Source organism: Burkholderia sp. PR2 (assembly GCF_052372875.1).
Lineage (GTDB): Bacteria > Pseudomonadota > Gammaproteobacteria > Burkholderiales > Burkholderiaceae > Burkholderia > Burkholderia diffusa.
This window is the reverse complement of record NZ_JBQRWH010000004.1, coordinates 1,147,812-1,167,127: the sequence shown is the minus strand read 5'-3', so window position 1 is coordinate 1,167,127 and position 19,316 is coordinate 1,147,812. Positions and strand designations below refer to the sequence as shown.

Here is a 19,316-nt window from a genome sequence, read left to right as displayed (position 1 = left end):
GATGAACCTGTCGCGTCCCTTCATCACCCGCCCGGTCGCGACGACGCTGCTCGCGCTCGGCGTCGCGCTCGCGGGCCTGTTCGCATTCATCAAGCTGCCGGTGTCGCCGCTGCCGCAGGTCGACTTCCCGACCATCTCGGTGCAGGCGTCGCTGCCCGGCGCGAGTCCCGAGACGGTCGCGACCAGCGTGACGAGCCCGCTCGAGCGGCACCTCGGCTCGATCGCCGACGTCAGCGAAATGACGTCGACCAGCACCGTCGGCAACGCACGGATCATCCTGCAGTTCGGGCTGAACCGCGACATCGACGGCGCCGCGCGCGACGTGCAGGCCGCAATCAACGCGGCGCGCGCCGACCTGCCCGCATCACTGAAGAGCAACCCGACGTACCGCAAGGTCAACCCGGCCGATTCGCCGATCATGGTCGTGTCGCTGACATCGGAAACGTCGTCGCCCGCGAAGCTGTACGACGCCGCGTCGACGGTGCTGCAGCAGTCGCTGTCGCAGATCGACGGGGTCGGCCAGGTGTCGGTGAGCGGCTCCGCGAACCCGGCCGTGCGTGTCGAGCTCGAACCTCACGCGCTGTTCCACTATGGAATCGGCCTCGAGGACGTGCGGGCCGCGCTCGCATCCGCGAACGCGAACAGCCCGAAGGGCGCGATCGAATTCGGCCCGAAGCACTACCAGCTCTATACGAACGACCAGGCCTCGCAGGCGTCGCAGTACAGCGACCTGGTCGTCGCCTACCGCAACGGCGCGGCCGTGCGGCTGTCCGACCTGTCCGAGGTCGTCGACGGCGTCGAGGACCTCCGCAACCTGGGCCTGTCGAACGGCAAGCGCGCGGTGCTCGTGATCCTCTACCGCTCGCCCGGCGCGAATATCATCGAGACGATCGACCGCGTGCGCGCGGCGCTGCCGCAGCTCACCGCGTCGCTGCCGGCCGACATCACGGTGACGCCGGTGCTCGACCGTTCGACGACGATCCGCGCGTCGCTGAAGGACACCGAACACACGCTGCTGATCGCGGTGAGCCTCGTCGTGATGGTCGTGTTCCTGTTCCTGCGCAACTGGCGCGCGACGCTGATTCCGAGCGTCGCGGTGCCGATCTCGATCATCGGCACGTTCGGCGCGATGTACCTGCTCGGCTTCTCGATCGACAACCTGTCGCTGATGGCACTGATCGTCGCGACCGGCTTCGTCGTCGACGATGCGATCGTCGTGCTCGAGAACATCACGCGTCACATCGAGAACGGCAAGCCGCGGCTGCAGGCTGCGTTCGACGGCGCGCGCGAGGTCGGCTTCACCGTGCTGTCAATGAGCATTTCGCTCGTCGCGGTGTTCCTGCCGATCCTGCTGATGGGCGGCATCGTCGGGCGCCTGTTCCGCGAATTCGCGTTGACGCTGTCGCTCGCGATCGGCGTGTCGCTCGCCGTTTCGCTGACCGTCACGCCGATGATGTGCGCGCGGCTGCTGCGCGAGTCGCACGAGGTGCAGGAGGAAGGCCGCCTCGGCCGGTTCCTCGAGCGCTTCTTCACGCGGATGCAGCGCGGCTACGAGCGCACGCTGTCGTGGGCGCTGCGCCGTCCGCTGCTGGTCCTGCTGATCCTGTTCGCGACGATCGGCCTGAACATCTACCTGTACATCGTCGTGCCGAAGGGCTTCTTTCCGCAGCAGGACACCGGGCTGATGATCGGCGGCATCCAGGCCGACCAGTCGACGTCGTTCCAGGCGATGAAGCTGAAGTTCTCCGAGATGATGCGGATCGTGCAGGCGAACCCGAACGTGAAGAGCGTTGCGGGCTTCACCGGCGGCACGCAGACCAACTCGGGCTTCATGTTCGTCACGCTGAAGGACCGCACCGAGCGCAAGCTGTCGGCCGACCAGGTGATCCAGCAGCTGCGCAAGCCGCTCGCTGACGTCGCGGGTGCGCGCACGTTCCTGCAGGCCGCGCAGGACATCCGCGTCGGCGGCCGGCAGAGCAATGCGCAGTACCAGTTCACGCTGCTCGGCGATTCGAGCGCCGAGCTGTACAAGTGGGGGCCGCTGCTGACCGAGGCGCTGCAGAAGCGCGCCGAGCTGACCGACGTGAACTCCGACCAGCAGCAAGGCGGTCTCGAAGCGATGGTGACGATCGACCGCGCAACTGCCGCGCGGCTCGGCATCAAGCCCGCACAGATCGACAACACGCTGTACGACGCGTTCGGCCAACGCCAGGTCTCGACGATCTACAACCCGCTGAACCAGTACCACGTCGTGATGGAAGTCGCGCCGAAATACTGGCAGAGCCCGGAGATGCTGAACCAGGTGTGGATCAGCACGTCGGGAGGCAGCGCGAACGGCTCGCAGACGACCAACGCCGCGGCCGGCACCTTCGTCGCGACCTCGGCCGGCACGTCGAGCGCCGGGACGGCCGCCACCAGCGCCGCGGCGATCGCGTCCGATTCGGCGCGCAACCAGGCGCTGAACTCGATCGCGTCGAGCGGCAAGTCGAGCGCGTCGTCGGGCGCGGCGGTGTCGACGTCGAAGTCGACGATGATTCCGCTTTCCGCGATCGCGACCTTCGGCCCGAGCACGACGCCGCTGTCGGTCAACCACCAGGGGCTGTTCGTCGCGACGACGATCTCGTTCAACCTGCCGCCGGGCGTGTCGCTGTCGCAAGCGACCCAGGTGATCTACCAGACGATGGCGCAGATCGGCGTGCCGCCGACGATCGTCGGCAGCTTCCAGGGCACCGCGCAGGCGTTCCAGCAGTCGCTGAACAACCAGCCGATCCTGATTCTCGCGGCACTCCTGGCCGTCTACATCGTGCTCGGGATCCTGTACGAGAGCTACATCCACCCGATCACGATCCTGTCGACACTGCCGTCGGCCGGCGTGGGCGCCCTGCTCGCGCTGCTGCTGTTCAAGACCGAGTTCAGCATCATCGCGCTGATCGGCGTGATCCTGCTGATCGGTATCGTGAAGAAGAACGCGATCATGATGGTCGACTTCGCGATCGACCAGACGCGCAACGGCAACAAGTCGTCGTTCGATGCGATCCACGAGGCGTGCCTGCTGCGCTTCCGGCCGATCATGATGACGACGATGGCGGCGCTCCTCGGCGCGCTGCCGCTCGCGTTCGGCCACGGCGACGGCGCGGAGCTGCGCGCGCCGCTCGGGATCGCGATCGCCGGCGGCCTGATCATGTCGCAGGTGCTGACGCTCTATACGACGCCGGTGGTCTACCTGTACATGGATCGGTTCCGCGTGTGGGGCGAGAAGCGCCGCAACCGGCGCGGCAATTCGGGCGGACCGGCGGTGGCGGGCGAGTAAGCGGGTAACGGCACGAGCGACGGGCTTGCACACCGGCCGCAATCGGCTATCGTGTGTCCATGCCCATCCTCGCGCCCCGTTCCGGGGACCCGTCATGAACGTCCAGCTGAACCATACGATCGTCTGGTGCCGCGACAAGCACGCGTCGAGCGGCTTTCTCACCGAGCTTCTCGAACTGCCGGCGCCGACGCCATTCGGCGCGATGCTGGTCGTCCAGCTCGACAACGGTGTGTCGCTCGATTTCTACGAGAAGGCGGGAGACATCACGGCGCAGCACTATGCATTTCTGACCGACGAAGCCGGCTTCGATCGCGTGTATGCGCGCATTCGCGAGCGAGGGCTGCCGCACTGGGCCGATCCGGCCAAGCGGCAGCCCGATGACATCTACCGCCATAACGGCGGCCGCGGCGTGTATTTCGACGATCCTGACGGTCACTTCCTCGAAGTGATGACCCAGCCGTATGTGCTGAACGGATAACGGAACGCATCGGCCGGCGTTGCGCCGGCCGACGTGACGGCACGAGCGACGGGCACCCGGCGCCCGGCCGAGGGTGGGGGTAGCGCCGTCGCGTCGGACAGCGGCCCCCGCCCTGCCGCCGTTACTCGGCGGCAGCCGCCGTCTTGCGCGGACGACGCGCGCGGGTCGCCGTCTTGCGAGCCGGCTTCTTCGGCTTGGTGCCGGTGGCTGCTTCACCAGCCCCTTCACCAACCGCTTCCCCAGCCGGCTCGGCCGCCGGTACGGCCGGTGCTGCGTCGTGCGACGGCTGCGCGGCGGGTGCCCCCGCGACGTAGTCGCCAGCCGTCGGCGCCGCATGCTGCGCCGCAACGTGACGATCGTCGCCATGCTCCGCGTCGCGATGTGCCGCTTCGGCGTGCTTGCCGTCCGCGCGCGCGTCGCCGCCGTGCTTCGCGCCGGCGCCCTTCTTCGCACCGGCCTTCTTCGCCGGGCTCTTGCGCGCGCGCTTGCGGCTGTCCTTCGCGTCGCCGTGCGTCTCGACCGCTTCGGTCACTTCGGCTGCTTCGGCCGGCACGCTCGCCGCCTCGCTCGTCACGTCGACGATCACCTCCTCCACGTCGACCTGCTCGCGTTCAGGCGAGGCCGCTTCCGCGCGCTGCCCGCGACGTCGCGACCCGCGCTCGGCCGGTGCCGGCGCCGCGTGGCGTCCGCCGTGACCGTGGTGCGCGCCGCCCGTATCGCGGTGCGCCATCACCGGTTCGGCCACGGCCGGCTGACGCGGCCGCGACACGAACGCGCCCGACTTGTCGTCGCGGCCCACTTCGAGCAGGCCGCGCGCCTGCGCTTCGTCGAGCAGGTTGCCAAACGCGCGGAAGCCGTAATACGACTCGTTGAAGTCCGGCTTGCGGCGCTTGATCGCGCTCTTGAGCACCGACGCCCAGATCTTGCCGACGTCGTCGCGCTCCGATGCCAGCGCATCGAAGGTCTCGACCGCGAGCGCGATCGCCTCGCTGCGGCGCGCTTCCAGCTCCGGCTTGCGCGACGGCTCGTCGGGCCGCTTCGCGCCGCCGTTGCCCGTGCGCTGCTGTTCGCGCTTCGCCAGCGCGCGCTGCTGCTCGCGCACCAGGTCGTCGTAGAAAATGAATTCGTCGCAGTTCGCGACCAGCAGGTCCGACGTCGACTTCTTCACGCCGACCCCGATCACCTTCTTCGCGTTCTCGCGCAGCTTCGACACGAGCGGCGAGAAATCCGAGTCGCCGCTGATGATCACGAACGTATCGACATGCGACTTCGTGTAGCAGAGGTCGAGCGCGTCCACGACGAGCCGGATGTCGGCCGAATTCTTGCCCGACTGGCGCACGTGCGGAATCTCGATCAGTTCGAAGCTCGCCTCGTGCATCGACGCCTTGAAGCCCTTGTAGCGCTCCCAGTCGCAATACGCCTTCTTCACGACGATGCTGCCTTTCAGCAGCAGCCGCTCCAGCACGGGCTTGATGTCGAATTTCTCGTACTTCGCGTCGCGCACGCCGAGCGCGACGTTCTCGAAGTCGCAGAACACGGCCATGCTGACGTTGTCCAGGGGTAATGCCATGTGTACTCCAACCGGTTGGTCGCCGCGTTGTATTGCGTAGCGGCGAAGAATGCATCGCGCACATGATAGCCGGTCGGCGGGTCGATTCCGCCATCCATGCGCGCGACCGCGCGGATAACGGGTTGCGGCGCCGGCCGTTACGGAGTGGTACAGCCCCAATTACCCGCGCGCCGCCGCCCCAAATCGACATACACTTGAGTATCGGTCGTCCGTCCCTATCTGGGAGGATGACGCATCGCGCAAGGAGCGGTTTCATGACGACGAAGGTATTGCTGATTGGCGCGACCGGCCGCACGGGTCGGGCCTGCGCGGATCTGCTGCTCGAGCAGCCGGAATTCGAGGTGACTGCGCTGGTGCGCCGGCATGGCTATGCGCTGCCGGGCGCGAAGGTCGTCGAGGCCGATCTGACGGGCGATTTCTCGCACGCGTTCCAGGGCATCTCGCACGTGATCTACGCGGCCGGCTCGGCGGAATCGGAAGGCGCCGCCGAAGAGGAGCAGATCGACCGCGACGCGGTCGCGCGCACGGCCGAGCATGCGCTCGCCTACAACGTGCAGAAGCTGGTCGTGATCAGTTCGCTGAGCGCCTACTGGCCGGAGCGCAGCGGCGACGCGCTGCGCCACTACTCGCAGATGAAGCGCGAAGGCGACGAGCGCGTGATCGCGTCGGGCATCGATTACGTGATCCTGCGCCCCGGCCCGCTCGCGGACGGGCCAGGCGTCGGCAAGATCGCGCTGACCGAGGAACCGCTCGACTCGGCGCCGCCGGTGTCGCGCCAGGATGTCGCATGGGCCGCGATCGAGGCGATCAAGCTCGGCATTTCACGCAAGGTGGTCGGCTTCGTCGGCGGCAGCGTGCCGATCGAACAGGCGTTGCGCGCGTAACACACGCCCGGGCCGCCACGGGGCGGCGCATTTCGTCGTGCCGGCAGCCCGCGATGCGGGCCGCTCGACTGCGCGCTTGCCGCCTCCGGCTTACTGCTTCGGATGCGCGTCGGCCCACGCCTTCACCGCGCCGAGCGTGTTCTCGACGTGCTTGTCGGGCGACAGGCTCGTGTATTCGTACAGCACCTTCCGCTCCGGTGAAATCACGTAGGACACGCGGTTCGCACGATCGAGCGCGGGCAGCTTCGCGTCGTATTCGCGGATGATCTTCGCGTCCGGATCGGCCGCGACCGGGAACTTGCTGCGGCACTCGCTCACCGAAAACTTCGTCAGCGTGTCGATGTTGTCCGCAGATACGCCGATTACCGTCGCGCCGTAAGCCTTGTAACGATCGACCGCGTCCGCGAACGCATGTGCCTCGATGGTGCAACCCTTCGTGAACGCCGCCGGGTAGAAGTACAGCACGACCGGCCCGTACTTCAGCGCATCGGCCAGCGAGTACGCGTAGGTCTTGCCGCCCAGCGACGCCTGCGTCGTGAAGTCGGGCGCCGTGTCGCCCGGCTTCAGTTGCGCCTGCGCAACCAGCGCATGGCCGGCCACCATCAGCGCCGCCGCGGCGCCCACCAACAGTTTTCGCTTCATCTGCGTCCTCATTTCTTATAAAGTCAGCCTCGATGTAGGCCATACTGGCGTTCGCCTGTCGAACGCCAGTGTGCATGACCCGGTCCGGCGGCAACGCCAGCCGCGGCCGACCGGTTAAAGATTCCGCCTGGTCTGCCGTTATTCCTTCCGGACAGCCGGTTCCAGCCCTTCACGTCAGCGAGATACATGGAAGCCAACAGGAAACAGACGCCACGCAAGGGCTCCTGGCGCAACGCCTTGCATACGCTGCGCCGCTTCGCCTGGTCGGGCGGCGCGCTGATGCCTGCACGCGCCGGCACGCCGCGCCGCGACGACACCGTGCGCAACTGGCTGGAACAGACGGTCGGCACGGTGGATTTCCTCGCCCATGTCGACCGCGAGCTGCGCTTTCTGTACGTGTCCGACGCAAGCCTGCGCTTCATCGGTTATCACCGCGACTACCTGCACACGCTGACGCTGCGCGACCTGATCGCGGAACAGGATACCGCGGCGCTCGAAGGTCTGCTTGCGCGCGCCGCGCGTTCCGGCCAGGTCGAGAAGGCGACGATGTGCATCGTCAAGTCGCTCACCTATCCGCTCGACGTCGAGATCCGCGCGTTCAAGAGCCGCCACCACGGCGTCGATGGCTTCGCGATCGCGGCGTTCGACGTGTCGGCCTGGCGTGCGCTCGAGGCGCGCCTGACGTACGAAATGCACCACGACCCGATGACGGGGCTCGACAATCTGTCCGCGCTCGTGCCCGCGCTGATGCGCGCGCAGCAGGCCGCCGACGAAAGCGGCACCTGCGCGGCGCTGCTGCTGCTCGACCTCGACGACTACCAGCGCATCAACCGCGCGCTCGGCTACGACGCCGGCGACACGCTGCTGCGCGACACCGCGCAGCGGCTGCAGGCGCTCGTCGCGCCCGGCGAGCAGCTCGCGCGCGTCGCGAGCGACAAGTTCGCGATCGTGTTCACCGCGCCGGACCGCGCGCGGGCAAGCGATGCCGCCGACGCGCTCGCGCGCCGGCTGCAGGCCGCGGTGCGTGAGCCTTACGCCTACCAGGGGCAGACCGTCCACCTGTCCGCGAGCATCGGCATCGCGCTGTACCCGGACGAACGCGCCGCACACCATCGCGCGCAGCATCACAGCCCGCTGCTGCGCCGCGCCGACCATGCGCTCGCGCAGGCAAAGGCGGCCGGCGGCAATGCGCTCGCGTTCCATGAGCCGGTCGACGATCCGGCCGACGCGGAACGACTGAAGCTCGAGGCCGACCTGTACGACGGCGTGCGCAACGGCGAGTTCTCGCTGCACTTCCAGCCGATCACGCGCAGCCAGTCGGGTGCGGTGGACGGCGTCGAGGCGCTGATCCGCTGGCGTCATCCCGTGCACGGCCTCGTGCCGCCGGCAACCTTCATTCCGCTCGCCGAATCGATCGGCCTCATCAACTATCTCGGCAACTGGGTGCTCAAGGCCGCGTGCATGCAGCTCGTCGCCTGGGATCGCCAGGGGCTCGCGCTGCAGTACGTGGCGGTCAACGTGTCGCCGCAGCAGTTCCGCGACCCGCGCTTCACGCAAAGCGTGCGCGAGGCGATCGCGTTGACGGGCATCGACCCGCGCCGCATCGTGCTGGAAATCACCGAAAGCCTGCTGATGCACGATCCCGTCCAGGCGAAGGGGCTGCTCGAGGAGCTGACCGCGCTCGGCATCCGCTTCGCGATCGACGATTTCGGTACCGGCTATTCGAGCCTTGCGTACCTGCAGCGCTTCCCGCTCGCGAAGCTGAAGATCGACCGCAGCTTCGTCGAGAACCTGCTGACGTCGCGCAACGACCGCGCGATCGTGTCGGCGGTGGTCGGCCTCGCGCAAACGCTCGATCTCGAGCTCGTCGCGGAAGGCGTCGAGACCGAGGCGCAGCGCGAGCTGCTGACCGAGATGGGCTGCAACCACATCCAGGGCTGGCTCGTCTGTCAGGCGCTGCCGTCCGAGGAGCTCGCGCGGCGCTTCGAGGCGCAGCAGTTGCGCCTGCACGCCGCCTGACGCGCGCGGCGAACCGGATACATCCGTATGTCAATCACCGCACACCTGCCCCGCACGGCGCTGCTCGACAAGCTGTGGGCCCGGATGAACGAACGGGGCGACTTCCCGCTGCTGTCGGAGTCGCTACGCGCGACGATGGCCGCGATGAAGAACGACGATCTCGACTTCACCGCGCTCGTGAGCGTCGTGCTGTCGGATTTCGCGCTCACGCAGAAAGTCCTGCGGCTCGCCAATTCCGCGATGTACATGGCGTTCGGCGGCAACATCACGACCGTCACGCGGGCGCTGATGGTGCTCGGCATGGACACCGTCGGCCATCTCGTCGTCGGGCTCAAGCTCGTCGACCATTTCCACCAAAGCACGCCGCGCCGCATCGACGCGAAGCTCGAGCTGAACCGCGCACTGCTGTCCGGTTGCGTCGCCCGCAAGCTGACCGAGCATGCCGAGTTGCGCGGCGGCGAGGAAGCCGTCGTCTGCACGCTGATGCGTCAGGTCGGCAAGCTGCTGGTGGTGTGCTATCTCGACAGCGAGTGGGACCGGATCCGGCGCCGCGCCGCCGAGCTGAACGGCGACGAAGCGGCGGCGTGTGTCGACGTCCTGGGCGTCGGCTTCGACGAGATCGGTCTCGAGGCCGCCGCGAGCTGGCGACTGCCCGACGTGATCCGCGCCGGCATGGCCGACGGCGACGGCGGTAGCGCACACGCCGCCGGCCTCGACGAGGACGACATCGACGAAGACCGCCAGCGGCCCCGCGACGCCTGCGCCGACGACAGCCCCGAGCGCGTGCGCTGGCTGCGCGCGGTGAGCCGCTGCTCGACCGACGTCGCCGGTGCGCTCGCAATGCCTGCTGGCCCGCAGCGCGATGCGCATATCGCGGCGCTCGCGCAGCACTACGCGCAGGTGGATATCGACGCCGACGCGCTGGTGGAAATCGCCGACCGGCTCGCACGCGAGGAAGCGAGCGACACCGTGATGCGCGAGATCGTCGAGCTGCGCGCGAACGCCGACGCGATCGCGCGGGCGCAGCCCGATCCCGAGGCATGCCTCGAGGCCGGCCTCGCCGACCTGCGCGCGCTGCCGTCCGAACACGTGCTGACGCCGGTGCTCGCACTCGCGTCGGAAAGCCTGCTCGCGGGCCTCGCGTTCACGCGCACCGTGATGTTCGTGCGCCGTGAAGACGGCGCGTTCGCCGCGCGGCTCGGCTTCGGCCAGGACGTCGACGCGGCGCTCGACCGGCTGTGCTTCGACGAGCGGTTCGAGCCGGACGTGTTCCATCTCGCGATCACGAACTCGGTCGGCATCTTCATCGAGCAGGCGCAGGACCCGAAGATGGTGAAGCGCCTGCCCGCGTGGTATCTCAATGCGCTTCCCGGCACGCGCGCGTTCGTGCTGCTGCCGGTACGCGTCGGCACGAAGACCGTCGGCCTGCTGTACGGCGACTGGGCCGGTGCGCAGCCGGCGCGCAAGATCACGCAGCAGGAGATGAGCGTGCTGAACGAGCTCGCGCGGGAACTGGGGCGGTTCTTCCCCGCGTAACGCAAGGGGCGCCCCAAAAGCAAACCGGCCGCGAAAGCGGCCGGCTGCATCGTGCGACGGATCGAAACGCTTACTTGAGCGTGACCGGCACGCTGAAGTACTTCTTCGCGAGGTTGTCGATCGTGCCGTCGGCCTTCAGTTCCTTCAGCGCCTGATCGAGCGCCGTCTTCAGCGCCGCGTCGTTCTTGCGCAGACCGAAACCGACGCCCGAGCCGAGGATCTCCGCATCGCTGACCGTGCCGCCGGCGAAGCCGAAGCCCTGGCCTTGCGGCTTCGACAGGAAGCCCTTCGAGCCCGCCTCCGAATCCTGGAACGTCGCGTCGAGACGGCCGGACTTCAGGTCGGCGTAGGCCAGGTCCTGCGTCTGGTAAGGCACGACGTCGACGCCGGCCGGCGCCCACTTCTTCTTCGCGTACGCTTCCTGGATCGTGCCCTGCAGCACGCCGACGCGCTTGCCCTTCAGCGCTTGCGGGGTCGGCAGCAGGCCGCTGCCCTGCTTCGCGATCAGCTGGTTCGGGATCGTGTAGATCGGATCGGTGAACGCGATCGCGTGCTTGCGCTGGTCGGTGATCGTCATGTCCGAGTTGATCGCGTCGAACTTGCGCGCCTGCAGCGCGGGGATCAGGCCGTCGAAGTCGTTCTCGACCCACACGCACTTCGTCTTCAGCTTCGCGCACACCGCGTTGCCGATGTCGATGTCGAAGCCGGTCAGCTTGCCGTCGGGCGTCTTGTATTCGAACGGCGCGTACGAGGCCTCGACGCCGAACCGGATCTCCTTCGGATCCGCAGCCATCGCGCTGCCTGCCGCCACGGCCGATGCCGCCACTACCGCGTGCGCGGCCACTTTACGCCAATCCAACTTCATCAGGTGTTCTCCTCGATACTCGAATGTTCCGGAACTACGGGCGCATGCATCATTGCAGGGTCGGATGACAACCACAATGCCGATGCCGCGCCTTGATGCGGCGCAACAGCCGCAAGGCCGCGATTGTACCAATCCGCGCGGCCCGATACGGCAAAGCGGCCGCCGGCACACGATGCTGCACTGCATGCGCGATGACGACCGGATGCGCCGTCGAACTTGCAAGACGATGTCGCAAATACGCAAGGCGCGACGCGCGGGCCTTCTGCATGGCATGCGGGCGTCGACGCACTTCGGGGATGCTGCCGGACGATGCGCGGGCGACGGATCGCCGTAGCCGCGCACCACCGGTCTTCCGTCAGACGAGTGCGGCGAGCGTCTCGCGCGTGGTGTCGACGACGAGCAGGCCCGCGCGCAAACCCGGCTTCACGGTCGGATTCGGAAACACGATGCGCTCCTCGTCGTGCTGCACCGTGTAGCGGTAGTCGCCGTCCTGCGCGAGCACGGTGCCGCGCGCGAACGCGGTGAAGTTCGCGACGTCGGCCGCGACGAACAGCTCGAGCGCGTCGCTCTGCTTCGTGATCTGGTCGATCACCGTGAACACGCGCGGCAACGGCGGAGGGTCGACGTCGCGCGGCGCGCCCGAGACGAGGTTGCGCACCGCATGATCGGCCGACGCGAAGCGCGACAGATCGTTCTGGCCGAACGGCCGCACCTTGCCGAGTTCGAGCGTGCACGCGTGCGCGCCGCAATGCTCGGCCGTGTAATGCGAATACGTATTGCCCTTCGCGCTATGCAGCAGCACGGCCGCGATGCGCGCATCGCCGAGCCATTCGACCATCGCGCGGGTCGGCGGCGTGCCCGTGTGCGGCAGCAGCGCGAACTGCTCGAACACCGATGCGCGGATCGCCGTGTGCATGTCGATGTGCCAGCGCGCACCGCCCGCCGGCGCGGCCGCGAAGAACGCGGCGGCCGCCGCTTCGAGTTGCACCGCGCGCGGCGCTTCGCGGCTCGCGGGCACTTGCGCGTGACGGCCGCTGAACAGGCGGTTCAGGTCGTCGTCGAGATAGCGTTCGCCCGCGCGCATCGCCGGCACGTTGCCGAGCACGACGAGCAATCGGCACGCGAGCCGCAGCGTGCCTGCCGCGAGATCGCGCACGAGCATCGACAGCAGCTCGATCGGCGCAGTCTCGTCGCCATGCACGCCGGCCGACACGAGCACGCTCGCCGCGTCGCCGGCCCCTTCGGCCGAAGCCGGCGCGAGTTGGAGCAGCCCGTCGCCGAGCCATTGCCAGCGCACCGCACCGTCCGCGCACGTGCCGTCCTTCACGGGCGGCGCGTCGCCCGCGAGCGTGAACGCGAGAAAATCGTCGAGCAGCGCGGCGCCCGGCATGCGGGACTCAGCGCTGGAAGTCATACAGCGACCCGACGCGCAGGATCTGCGTGAGTTCGTCGAGCGCCGTGCGCGATTCGTCGAGCAGCGTCGGATCGGCGAGGTCTTCCGGTGCGAGACGGTCGCGGTAGTGCTTTTCGATCCACGCGTCGAGCGACGCGAACAGCGTGTCGTTGATCCACACGTTCGACGTGACGGCCGCGCGCTCGGCCTCGTTCAGCACGACGCGCAGGCGCAGGCACGCGGGGCCGCCGCCGTTCTTCATGCTTTCGCGCAGGTCGAACACCAGCACGTCCCGGATCGGCCCGTTGCCGGCCGCGAGCTGGTCCAGATAGGCGGCGACGTTCGCGTTCTCGCGGCACTCCTGCGGCACGACGAGCACCTGCGAGCCGTCCGCGCGCGACAGCAGCTGGCTGTTGAACAGATACGACGTGACAGCGTCGTTCACGCTCACGGCCGCATCGGGCACCTCGATCACGTTCAGCCGTGCGCCGCGCGCGTCGAGCGCGGCGGTCAGCGTGTCGTAGATCGCCTGCTTGTTGACGAACGCGCGCTCGTGCGTGAACAGCGTGTCGCGGTTGCCGACCGAGATCACGTCGTTGTGGAACACACCTGCATCGATCACGTCCGGATCCTGCTGCGCATAGACCGTCGCCGTCTCGGCGAGACCGTGGCGATGCGCGACCGCGCGACTCGCCTCGAAGGTCTGGCGCGCCGGGAAGCGCTTCGGCTCCGGGCCGCGGCGATATTCCGCGCGGCCGTACACGAAGAACTCGACGCCCGGCTGGCTGTATTCCGCGCAAAAGCGCGTATGGTTCGCGGCCCCCTCGTCGCCGAGTGCCGGCGTGCCCGTCAGCGCCTCGTGCACCGCGAAGTGCGCGGGATCGGCGAACAGCGTCGACAGCGTGCGGCGCGTCGCTTCGTGCTCGATCGCGCGATGCAGCTTGCTGCACAGGTTGGCCGGCGTGAAGTGCACGCGACCGTCGCTCGTGTCGGCCGACGGGCTGACGGTGGCCGCGTTCGCGGTCCACATTGCCGACGCCGAGCTCGCCGCGGCGAGCAATTCGGGCGCCTGCTTCGCGGCCTTCGCGATCACGTCCGCGTCCTTGCCGGAGAAGCCGAGCTCGCGCAACAGGCGCAGCGACGGGCGCTCTTGCGGCGGCAGCACGCCTTGCGCGAAGCCGAGATCCGCGAGCTGCTTCATCTTGCGCAGCCCCTGCTTCGCGGCGGCCTTCGGGTTCGCGGCCGACTTCTCGTTGTTGAGCGACGCCACGTTACCGAACGACAGCCCGGCGTAGTTGTGGGTCGGGCCGACGAGTCCGTCGAAATTGGCTTCTTGTGCGTTCATCGTCGTTCCCTCGATCAGAAATGCAGGCCCGGCGACAGGCTCGCGGGCAAGGTCAGTTCGGTGCTTTCCACCGACGCCATCGGATACGCGCAATAGTCGGCCGCGTAGTACGCGCTCGGCCGATGATTGCCCGAGCGGCCCGTGCCGCCGAACGGTGCGGCGGACGATGCGCCGTTGGTCGGGCGGTTCCAGTTGACGATCCCCGCCCGGATCGTGCGGCGAAAGTGGTCCCATGCCGTCGCGTCGTCGGCCAGCAAGCCGGCGGACAGGCCGAACGCCGTGTCGTTCGCGCGCTCGATCGCTTCGTCGAACGTCGCGTAGCGGACGATCTGCGCGAGCGGGCCGAAATGCTCTTCGTCGGGCAGGTTCGCCACGCCGGTCACGTCGATGATCGACGCGTTCACGAAACCGAGGCGCGGATCGCGCTGCGTCATCGCGATGATCGGCTTCGCGCCCTGCTCGATCAGACGCGACTGCGCGTCGACGAGCTTCGCGGCCGCGCGTGCCGAGATCACCGCGCCCATGAACGGCTGCGGATCGGCGTCGAACACGTCGGCCGTGATCTTCGACGTGACGTCGGCGAAACGTGCGAGGAAGCGGTCGCCGAACGCGCCTTGCGGCACGAAGATGCGGCGTGCGCACGTGCAGCGCTGGCCGGCCGACAGGAACGCCGACTGGATCGTGTGATGCACGGCCGCGTCGATGTCTTCGACTTCGCCGATCACGAGCGGGTTGTTGCCGCCCATCTCGAGCGCGAGCACGATTTCCGGACGGCCGCCGAACTGCTTGTGCAGCAGCGTGCCGGTGTCCGAGCTGCCGGTGAAGAACAGCCCGTCGATCTGCCGATGATTCGCGAGCGCGATGCCCGTGTCCTTCTCGCCCTGCACGAGGTTCAGCACGCCGGCCGGCAGCCCGGCTTCCTGCCACACCTCGACCGTCGCGCGCGCGACGCCCGGCGCGAGCTCCGACGGCTTGAACACGACCGTGTTGCCCGCGATCAGCGCCGGCACGATATGGCCGTTCGGCAAGTGGCCGGGGAAGTTGTACGGGCCGAACACCGCGACGACGCCGTGCGGACGATGGCGCAGCACCGCGACGCCGTCGGCCATGTCCTGGCGCTTCTCGCCGGTGCGTTCCTGGTACGCCTGGATCGAGATGCCGACCTTCGCGGCCATCGCCACGACTTCGGTGCGCGCTTCCCACAGCGGCTTGCCCGTCTCGCGGCCGATCGCGGTGGCGATCGCTTCCTTGCGCTCGGTGAGCAGCGCCGCGAAGCGCTTGGCGATCGCGCAGCGCGATTCGAAGTCGAGTGCCGACCAGCCGGCGAATGCGCGACGCGCGCTCGCGACCGCACGGTCGACGTCGGCCGCCGATGCGCTCTCGCCCTGCCATGCGATCGCGTCGGTGCCCGGGTTGCGCGAAGCGAAGACGGGGCCCGAGCCTGCGACCCAGGCGCCGTCGATGAAGAGTTCCGTCATGATTCGTTTATCCCTGTTTGACTTTGAGCGGCAGCACGCGGACCGGATCGCCGGCCTTCACGTCGAGCGCGGCGGCATCGTCGGCCGACAGCACGAACGTGCCATTCGCGACCACGCCCGGCGCGACGCCGACGCGGAAATCGCCGAGCGACGTATTCGACACGAGTGACTTCGGCGGATGGCCGCCCTGCACGTCCTCGCGCACGTCCGGCTCGCCGATCGCGACCGGCACGACGACGCTTTCGCGCACCGTGCGCAGGTCGTTGACGTGGCATTCGAGCACCGGGCCCGCGTCGAAGATGTCGACATGATTCTGGTAGCGCAGCCCTTCCGCTTCGAGCATCTTGCGGGCCGGCAGCGTGTCGCGGTGCGTGAGGCCGACCGCGTCCTGCGCGTCCTGCGGCAGCAGGTCGACGTACACCGGATAGCGCGGCATCAGTTCCGCGAGGAACGACTTGCGGCCGTGCGAGCTCAGGTAGTCGGCCGCGTTGAAATCGATCTGGTAGAAGTGCGAACCGACCGCGCGCCAGAACGGCGACGTGCCGTCCTCGTCGAAGTGGCCGCGCAGCTCCGCGCAGATGCGTTCCGGAAAGCGGTCGCGGAACTGCGCGATGAACATGAAGCGCGAGCGCGACAGCAGGCCGCCGACACCGCCCGTGCGATAGCGCGGGCTCAGGAACAGCGAGCACACTTCCGCGTAGCCAGTCAGGTCGTGCGAGATGTTCAGCGCGTGCATCCGCGTCCACACGCCGAGCTCCTGGCTCGCATGCACGACCGTGCTCACGCGATAGTTGTAGAACGGCTGTTCGAGGCCGACCTGCGACTCGATCCCGCACACGCCCGCGATGTCGCCCGTCTTCGAATCTTCCATCACGAAGAAGTAGCCGGCTTCGCCCGGCGCGGCCTCGCCGTCGAGCGTGCGACGCGTACGTTCGATGCGCGCGGCGAGCGCGTCGCGGTCGGGCTTGAACGTGGTCAGGCCCGGCCCGGTTTCCTTCGCGAGCGACACGAGCGCGTCGACGTCGCCCGTTTGTACGACCCGAACGACGATCATGCTGCGTCTCCCTTCATCTCTTCATCGTCGCGGCGATGCAGCGGCACGCAGCGCACGACATCACCATCCTTCACATCGAGCGCCGCGCGCACGTCGCCGGCCAGCGGCGCGTCGGCCGTGTCGCCCGGCAGGTCGGCCAGCACGCAGCGGAACGATTCGCCGCTGCCCGTCGACACCATGTACGCGACATCGCCCTGCTGACGCGCCGCTTCGCGCACGGTGCGCTCCGCGCCGTGCTTCACGCATGCGGTGCGGTCGACCTGCGCGGTCAGCACCGGGCCCGCGTCGAAGATGTCGACGAAGCGGTCCGGCTCGAAACCTTCCTCGAGATGGATGTCGTAGGCGAGCAGTGCCGTTTCGTTCGGCTCGCCGAGCACGCGCTGCGCCGCTTCCGGCAGCAGCGGCACGTAGAGCGGATACGCCGGCATCACTTCCGCGATGAACGTGCGGCTGCGTCCGCCCGACGCGATGTCGACGTCGGTGAAGTTGCGGCCGAAGAACTTGCGGCCCACCGCTTCCCAGAACGGCGATGCACCCGTGTCGTCGCTCACGCCGAGCAGCAGCGTGAACACTTCTGGCGTGAAGCGGCGGCGGTTGGCGGCGATGTACATCATCCGCGCACGCGAAATCAGGTGGGCGGCCGCGTCGCCGCGCAGCGACGGATCGACGTAGAAGCCCGCCAGCCGGCTCTTGCCGGTCAGCTCATGCGACATCGTGAGCGCGTGGATCTTGCGGTTCACGTGCAGCTCGCGCGACGCGTGGATCAGTGCGTCGTTGCGGAACGCGTAGAACGGTTCCGAGTAGCCGGCCGCGGCCACGATGCTCGCCGTGCCGAGCAGCTTGCCCGTCGACGAATCCTCGAGCACGAAGAGATAGAACTCTTCGCCGGCGAAATCGACGTCCGCGCGAAACGAATCCTCGGAGAGCGCCACGCGCGCTTCGAGCGCCGCGCGGTCGTGCGGCAGCGAGTGCAGGACCGGCTGCGCGGTGCGCGCCATGTGCGCGAGCGCATCGAGATCCGTGAGTTTGCCGGGGCGAACAAATAGCATCGTCGTTCCTGTCTGCGATGGGTGCGCCGATCAGCGCGCGGTGGCTTCCTGGGCCGCGAGCACCTGCTCGACTGCCTTCTCGAAGCGCTTCACGCCTTCGTCGAGCAGGTCGAACGGGATCACGAGCGACGGGACGAAGCGCAGCACGTTCGGGCCCGCGATCAGCATGATCAGGCCGTTCTCGGCTGCGGCGGCGACGAAGTCCTTCGCGCGGCCGTCGAATGCGGCGGTGAGTTCCGCGCCGACCAGCAGGCCCTTGCCGCGGATGTCCTTGAAGATGCCAAAGCGTGCGTTGATGCGTTCCAGCGCGCCCTTCAGCCGGACGCTGCGTTCGCGCACGCCTTCGAGCAATGCAGGGTCGCCGATCAGTTCGACGACCTTGTCCGCGATCGCCGACGCGAGCGGGTTGCCGCCGTACGTCGTGCCGTGCACGCCGACCTTGAAGTGTGCGGCCAGTTCGTTCGTCGTCAGCATCGCGCCGATCGGGAAGCCATTGCCGAGCGCTTTCGCGGTCGTGAGGATATCCGGCGTGACGCCCGTGTCCATGTACGCGTAGAACTGGCCCGTGCGGCCGACGCCCGTTTGCACTTCGTCGAAGATCAGCAGTGCGTCGTTCGCGTCGCATGCTTCGCGCAGTGCCTTCAGGAAGGCCGGATCGGCCGGGATCACCCCGCCTTCGCCCTGCACCGGCTCGACGATCACCGCGCAGGTTTGCGGGCCGATCGCGGCCTTCGCGGCTTCGATGTCGTTGAACGGCAGGTGCTTGATGCCGGCCGGCACCGGGCCGAAGCCTTCCGAGTATTTCGGCTGGCCGCCGACGCTGACCGTGAAGAACGTGCGGCCGTGGAACGACTGGACGAACGACACGATTTCGTATTTGTCGGCGCCATGGCGGTCGAATGCGACGCGGCGTGCGAGTTTCAGCGCGGCTTCGTTCGCTTCCGCGCCCGAGTTCGCGAAGAACGCGCGGTCGGCGAAGGTCAGCGATTCGAGGCGCTTGGCGAGGCGCAGCACCGGCTCGTTCGTGTAGCCGTTGCCGATGTGCCAGAGCTTGCGGCCTTGTTCGTCCAGGACCTTCAGCAGTTCCGGGTGGCCGTGGCCCAGCGACGTCACTGCGATGCCGCAGGCGAAATCCACATACTCGCGGCCGGCCGTGTCCCACACGCGCGAGCCCTCTGCACGGTCCGGCACGAACGGCGCGGGGGAGAATACCGGCACCATCACTTCATCGAATGTCTGGCGGGTCACGGTCGAGGTCGTCATGGTCGTTCCTTTCGGTTTCGTAAGAGGGTTCAACAGGATCAAGTTTAGGTAAGGGTGACGCAAGCGTCTTGCGGATTTGCGACGGGTTCTATCGGAAGCGCTTTTCTTCGGTCTATTTTGCCCTTCCCGGCGGGGGGTTCGAGGGTGGCGGTGTTTTTTTTGGGGGGCTTCTCGGGTGGTGCGCCCGCGTTCTTCGCGAAGCACCTGTGATCGTGGCGGTCTATTAGCGTCGCCCCTGCGCGGGGCGGCGGTTACTTTTCTTTGCCTTGCCAAAGAAAAGTAACCAAAAGAAAGGCGCTGTGAAAACGCATGACCTCCCGGTGCCGTGGTCAACAAAGTGGCCTCCGCCTGAGTGTCCGCGCCAGTCAGGAAACCGGAGTGGTTCGAGCAATGGTTCTGACACCACTCACTACCCAACAGAGCGGTATAC

At 67.8% G+C, this 19,316-nt stretch carries 14 protein-coding genes; 5 read left to right on the top strand and 9 right to left on the bottom strand.

Translation table 11 applies throughout. The features are described 5' to 3' along the window. The first annotated feature begins 1 nt into the window (after position 1). Together ACT2FV_RS22710 and ACT2FV_RS22705 are read left to right on the top strand one after the other, a co-directional pair. A complete protein-coding gene (locus tag ACT2FV_RS22710) occupies positions 2-3,310 on the top strand; it encodes an efflux RND transporter permease subunit (protein ID WP_444504835.1) in 3,309 nt (1,102 codons plus the stop codon). Between the two features lie 94 nt (positions 3,311-3,404). Continuing rightward, a complete protein-coding gene (locus tag ACT2FV_RS22705; protein WP_444504834.1) occupies positions 3,405-3,788 on the top strand; it encodes a VOC family protein in 384 nt (127 codons plus the stop codon). A gap of 121 nt (positions 3,789-3,909) precedes the next feature. On the opposite strand, the gene ACT2FV_RS22700 is transcribed toward ACT2FV_RS22705, so the two are convergent. Next, positions 3,910-5,358, bottom strand: coding sequence for an NYN domain-containing protein (locus tag ACT2FV_RS22700; RefSeq protein WP_444504833.1), 1,449 nt, complete (start codon positions 5,356-5,358; stop codon positions 3,910-3,912). A 254-nt stretch (positions 5,359-5,612) separates the two neighbouring features. Here ACT2FV_RS22700 and ACT2FV_RS22695 point away from each other — a divergent pair, with 254 nt between their 5' ends. Next, positions 5,613-6,242, top strand: a complete 630-nt coding sequence (locus ACT2FV_RS22695) for an NAD(P)H-binding protein (protein WP_124623243.1) — start codon at positions 5,613-5,615, stop codon at positions 6,240-6,242. Positions 6,243-6,332: 90 nt separating this feature from the next. Here ACT2FV_RS22695 and ACT2FV_RS22690 read toward each other — a convergent pair whose 3' ends face one another. After that, the gene (locus tag ACT2FV_RS22690) at positions 6,333-6,884 is read right to left on the bottom strand and encodes a peroxiredoxin (RefSeq protein WP_444504832.1); all 552 of its coding nucleotides are present in this window, start codon (positions 6,882-6,884) and stop codon (positions 6,333-6,335) included. A 279-nt stretch (positions 6,885-7,163) separates the two neighbouring features. Here ACT2FV_RS22690 and cdpA point away from each other — a divergent pair, with 279 nt between their 5' ends. Both cdpA and ACT2FV_RS22680 read left to right on the top strand, forming a co-directional pair. Then, positions 7,164-8,903 carry a putative bifunctional diguanylate cyclase/phosphodiesterase gene (gene cdpA / locus ACT2FV_RS22685; protein ID WP_203249527.1) on the top strand — a complete coding sequence of 580 codons (1,740 nt, stop codon included), beginning with the start codon at positions 7,164-7,166 and terminating at the stop codon, positions 8,901-8,903. A gap of 27 nt (positions 8,904-8,930) precedes the next feature. Then, on the top strand, positions 8,931-10,439 hold the full coding sequence (locus tag ACT2FV_RS22680; RefSeq protein ID WP_444504831.1) for an HDOD domain-containing protein: 1,509 nt from the start codon (positions 8,931-8,933) through the stop codon (positions 10,437-10,439). A gap of 70 nt (positions 10,440-10,509) precedes the next feature. Here ACT2FV_RS22680 and ACT2FV_RS22675 read toward each other — a convergent pair whose 3' ends face one another. The 7 genes from ACT2FV_RS22675 to ACT2FV_RS22645 form a co-directional block, all read right to left on the bottom strand. Continuing rightward, the gene (locus ACT2FV_RS22675; RefSeq protein ID WP_151048761.1) at positions 10,510-11,304 is read right to left on the bottom strand and encodes an ABC transporter substrate-binding protein; all 795 of its coding nucleotides are present in this window, start codon (positions 11,302-11,304) and stop codon (positions 10,510-10,512) included. Positions 11,305-11,659: 355 nt separating this feature from the next. Next, a complete protein-coding gene (astE, locus tag ACT2FV_RS22670; RefSeq protein ID WP_444505442.1) occupies positions 11,660-12,694 on the bottom strand; it encodes a succinylglutamate desuccinylase in 1,035 nt (344 codons plus the stop codon). Positions 12,695-12,701: 7 nt separating this feature from the next. Beyond that, on the bottom strand, positions 12,702-14,042 hold the full coding sequence (gene astB / locus ACT2FV_RS22665) for an N-succinylarginine dihydrolase (RefSeq protein WP_444504830.1): 1,341 nt from the start codon (positions 14,040-14,042) through the stop codon (positions 12,702-12,704). 14 nt (positions 14,043-14,056) lie between these two features. Further along, positions 14,057-15,520, bottom strand: a complete 1,464-nt coding sequence (gene astD, locus ACT2FV_RS22660) for a succinylglutamate-semialdehyde dehydrogenase (RefSeq protein ID WP_444504829.1) — start codon at positions 15,518-15,520, stop codon at positions 14,057-14,059. A gap of 7 nt (positions 15,521-15,527) precedes the next feature. After that, positions 15,528-16,574, bottom strand: a complete 1,047-nt coding sequence (gene astA / locus ACT2FV_RS22655) for an arginine N-succinyltransferase (RefSeq protein ID WP_444504828.1) — start codon at positions 16,572-16,574, stop codon at positions 15,528-15,530. Then, entirely contained in the window at positions 16,571-17,623 is a 1,053-nt protein-coding gene (aruF, locus tag ACT2FV_RS22650; protein WP_124623257.1) for an arginine/ornithine succinyltransferase subunit alpha, read from the bottom strand. Before aruF ends, astA begins: the two co-directional genes overlap by 4 nt. A 30-nt stretch (positions 17,624-17,653) precedes the next feature. Beyond that, positions 17,654-18,886 carry an aspartate aminotransferase family protein gene (locus ACT2FV_RS22645; RefSeq protein WP_059683013.1) on the bottom strand — a complete coding sequence of 411 codons (1,233 nt, stop codon included), beginning with the start codon at positions 18,884-18,886 and terminating at the stop codon, positions 17,654-17,656. Positions 18,887-19,316 lie beyond the last annotated feature (430 nt).

What these genes read in the sequence shown, in the direction of transcription:
- astE (WP_444505442.1), bottom strand. Translation starts at nt 12,694, where the DNA reads ATGCCGGGCGCCGCGCTGCTCGACGATTTTCTCGCGTTCACGCTCGCG.
- ACT2FV_RS22675 (WP_151048761.1), bottom strand. Translation starts at nt 11,304, where the DNA reads ATGAAGTTGGATTGGCGTAAAGTGGCCGCGCACGCGGTAGTGGCGGCA.
- ACT2FV_RS22645 (WP_059683013.1), bottom strand. Translation starts at nt 18,886, where the DNA reads ATGACGACCTCGACCGTGACCCGCCAGACATTCGATGAAGTGATGGTG.
- ACT2FV_RS22695 (WP_124623243.1), top strand. Translation starts at nt 5,613, where the DNA reads ATGACGACGAAGGTATTGCTGATTGGCGCGACCGGCCGCACGGGTCGG.
- ACT2FV_RS22710 (WP_444504835.1), top strand. Translation starts at nt 2, where the DNA reads ATGAACCTGTCGCGTCCCTTCATCACCCGCCCGGTCGCGACGACGCTG.
- cdpA (WP_203249527.1), top strand. Translation starts at nt 7,164, where the DNA reads ATGCCTGCACGCGCCGGCACGCCGCGCCGCGACGACACCGTGCGCAAC.
- ACT2FV_RS22700 (WP_444504833.1), bottom strand. Translation starts at nt 5,358, where the DNA reads ATGGCATTACCCCTGGACAACGTCAGCATGGCCGTGTTCTGCGACTTC.
- astB (WP_444504830.1), bottom strand. Translation starts at nt 14,042, where the DNA reads ATGAACGCACAAGAAGCCAATTTCGACGGACTCGTCGGCCCGACCCAC.
- ACT2FV_RS22680 (WP_444504831.1), top strand. Translation starts at nt 8,931, where the DNA reads ATGTCAATCACCGCACACCTGCCCCGCACGGCGCTGCTCGACAAGCTG.
- astD (WP_444504829.1), bottom strand. Translation starts at nt 15,520, where the DNA reads ATGACGGAACTCTTCATCGACGGCGCCTGGGTCGCAGGCTCGGGCCCC.
- astA (WP_444504828.1), bottom strand. Translation starts at nt 16,574, where the DNA reads ATGATCGTCGTTCGGGTCGTACAAACGGGCGACGTCGACGCGCTCGTG.
- ACT2FV_RS22705 (WP_444504834.1), top strand. Translation starts at nt 3,405, where the DNA reads ATGAACGTCCAGCTGAACCATACGATCGTCTGGTGCCGCGACAAGCAC.
- aruF (WP_124623257.1), bottom strand. Translation starts at nt 17,623, where the DNA reads ATGCTATTTGTTCGCCCCGGCAAACTCACGGATCTCGATGCGCTCGCG.
- ACT2FV_RS22690 (WP_444504832.1), bottom strand. Translation starts at nt 6,884, where the DNA reads ATGAAGCGAAAACTGTTGGTGGGCGCCGCGGCGGCGCTGATGGTGGCC.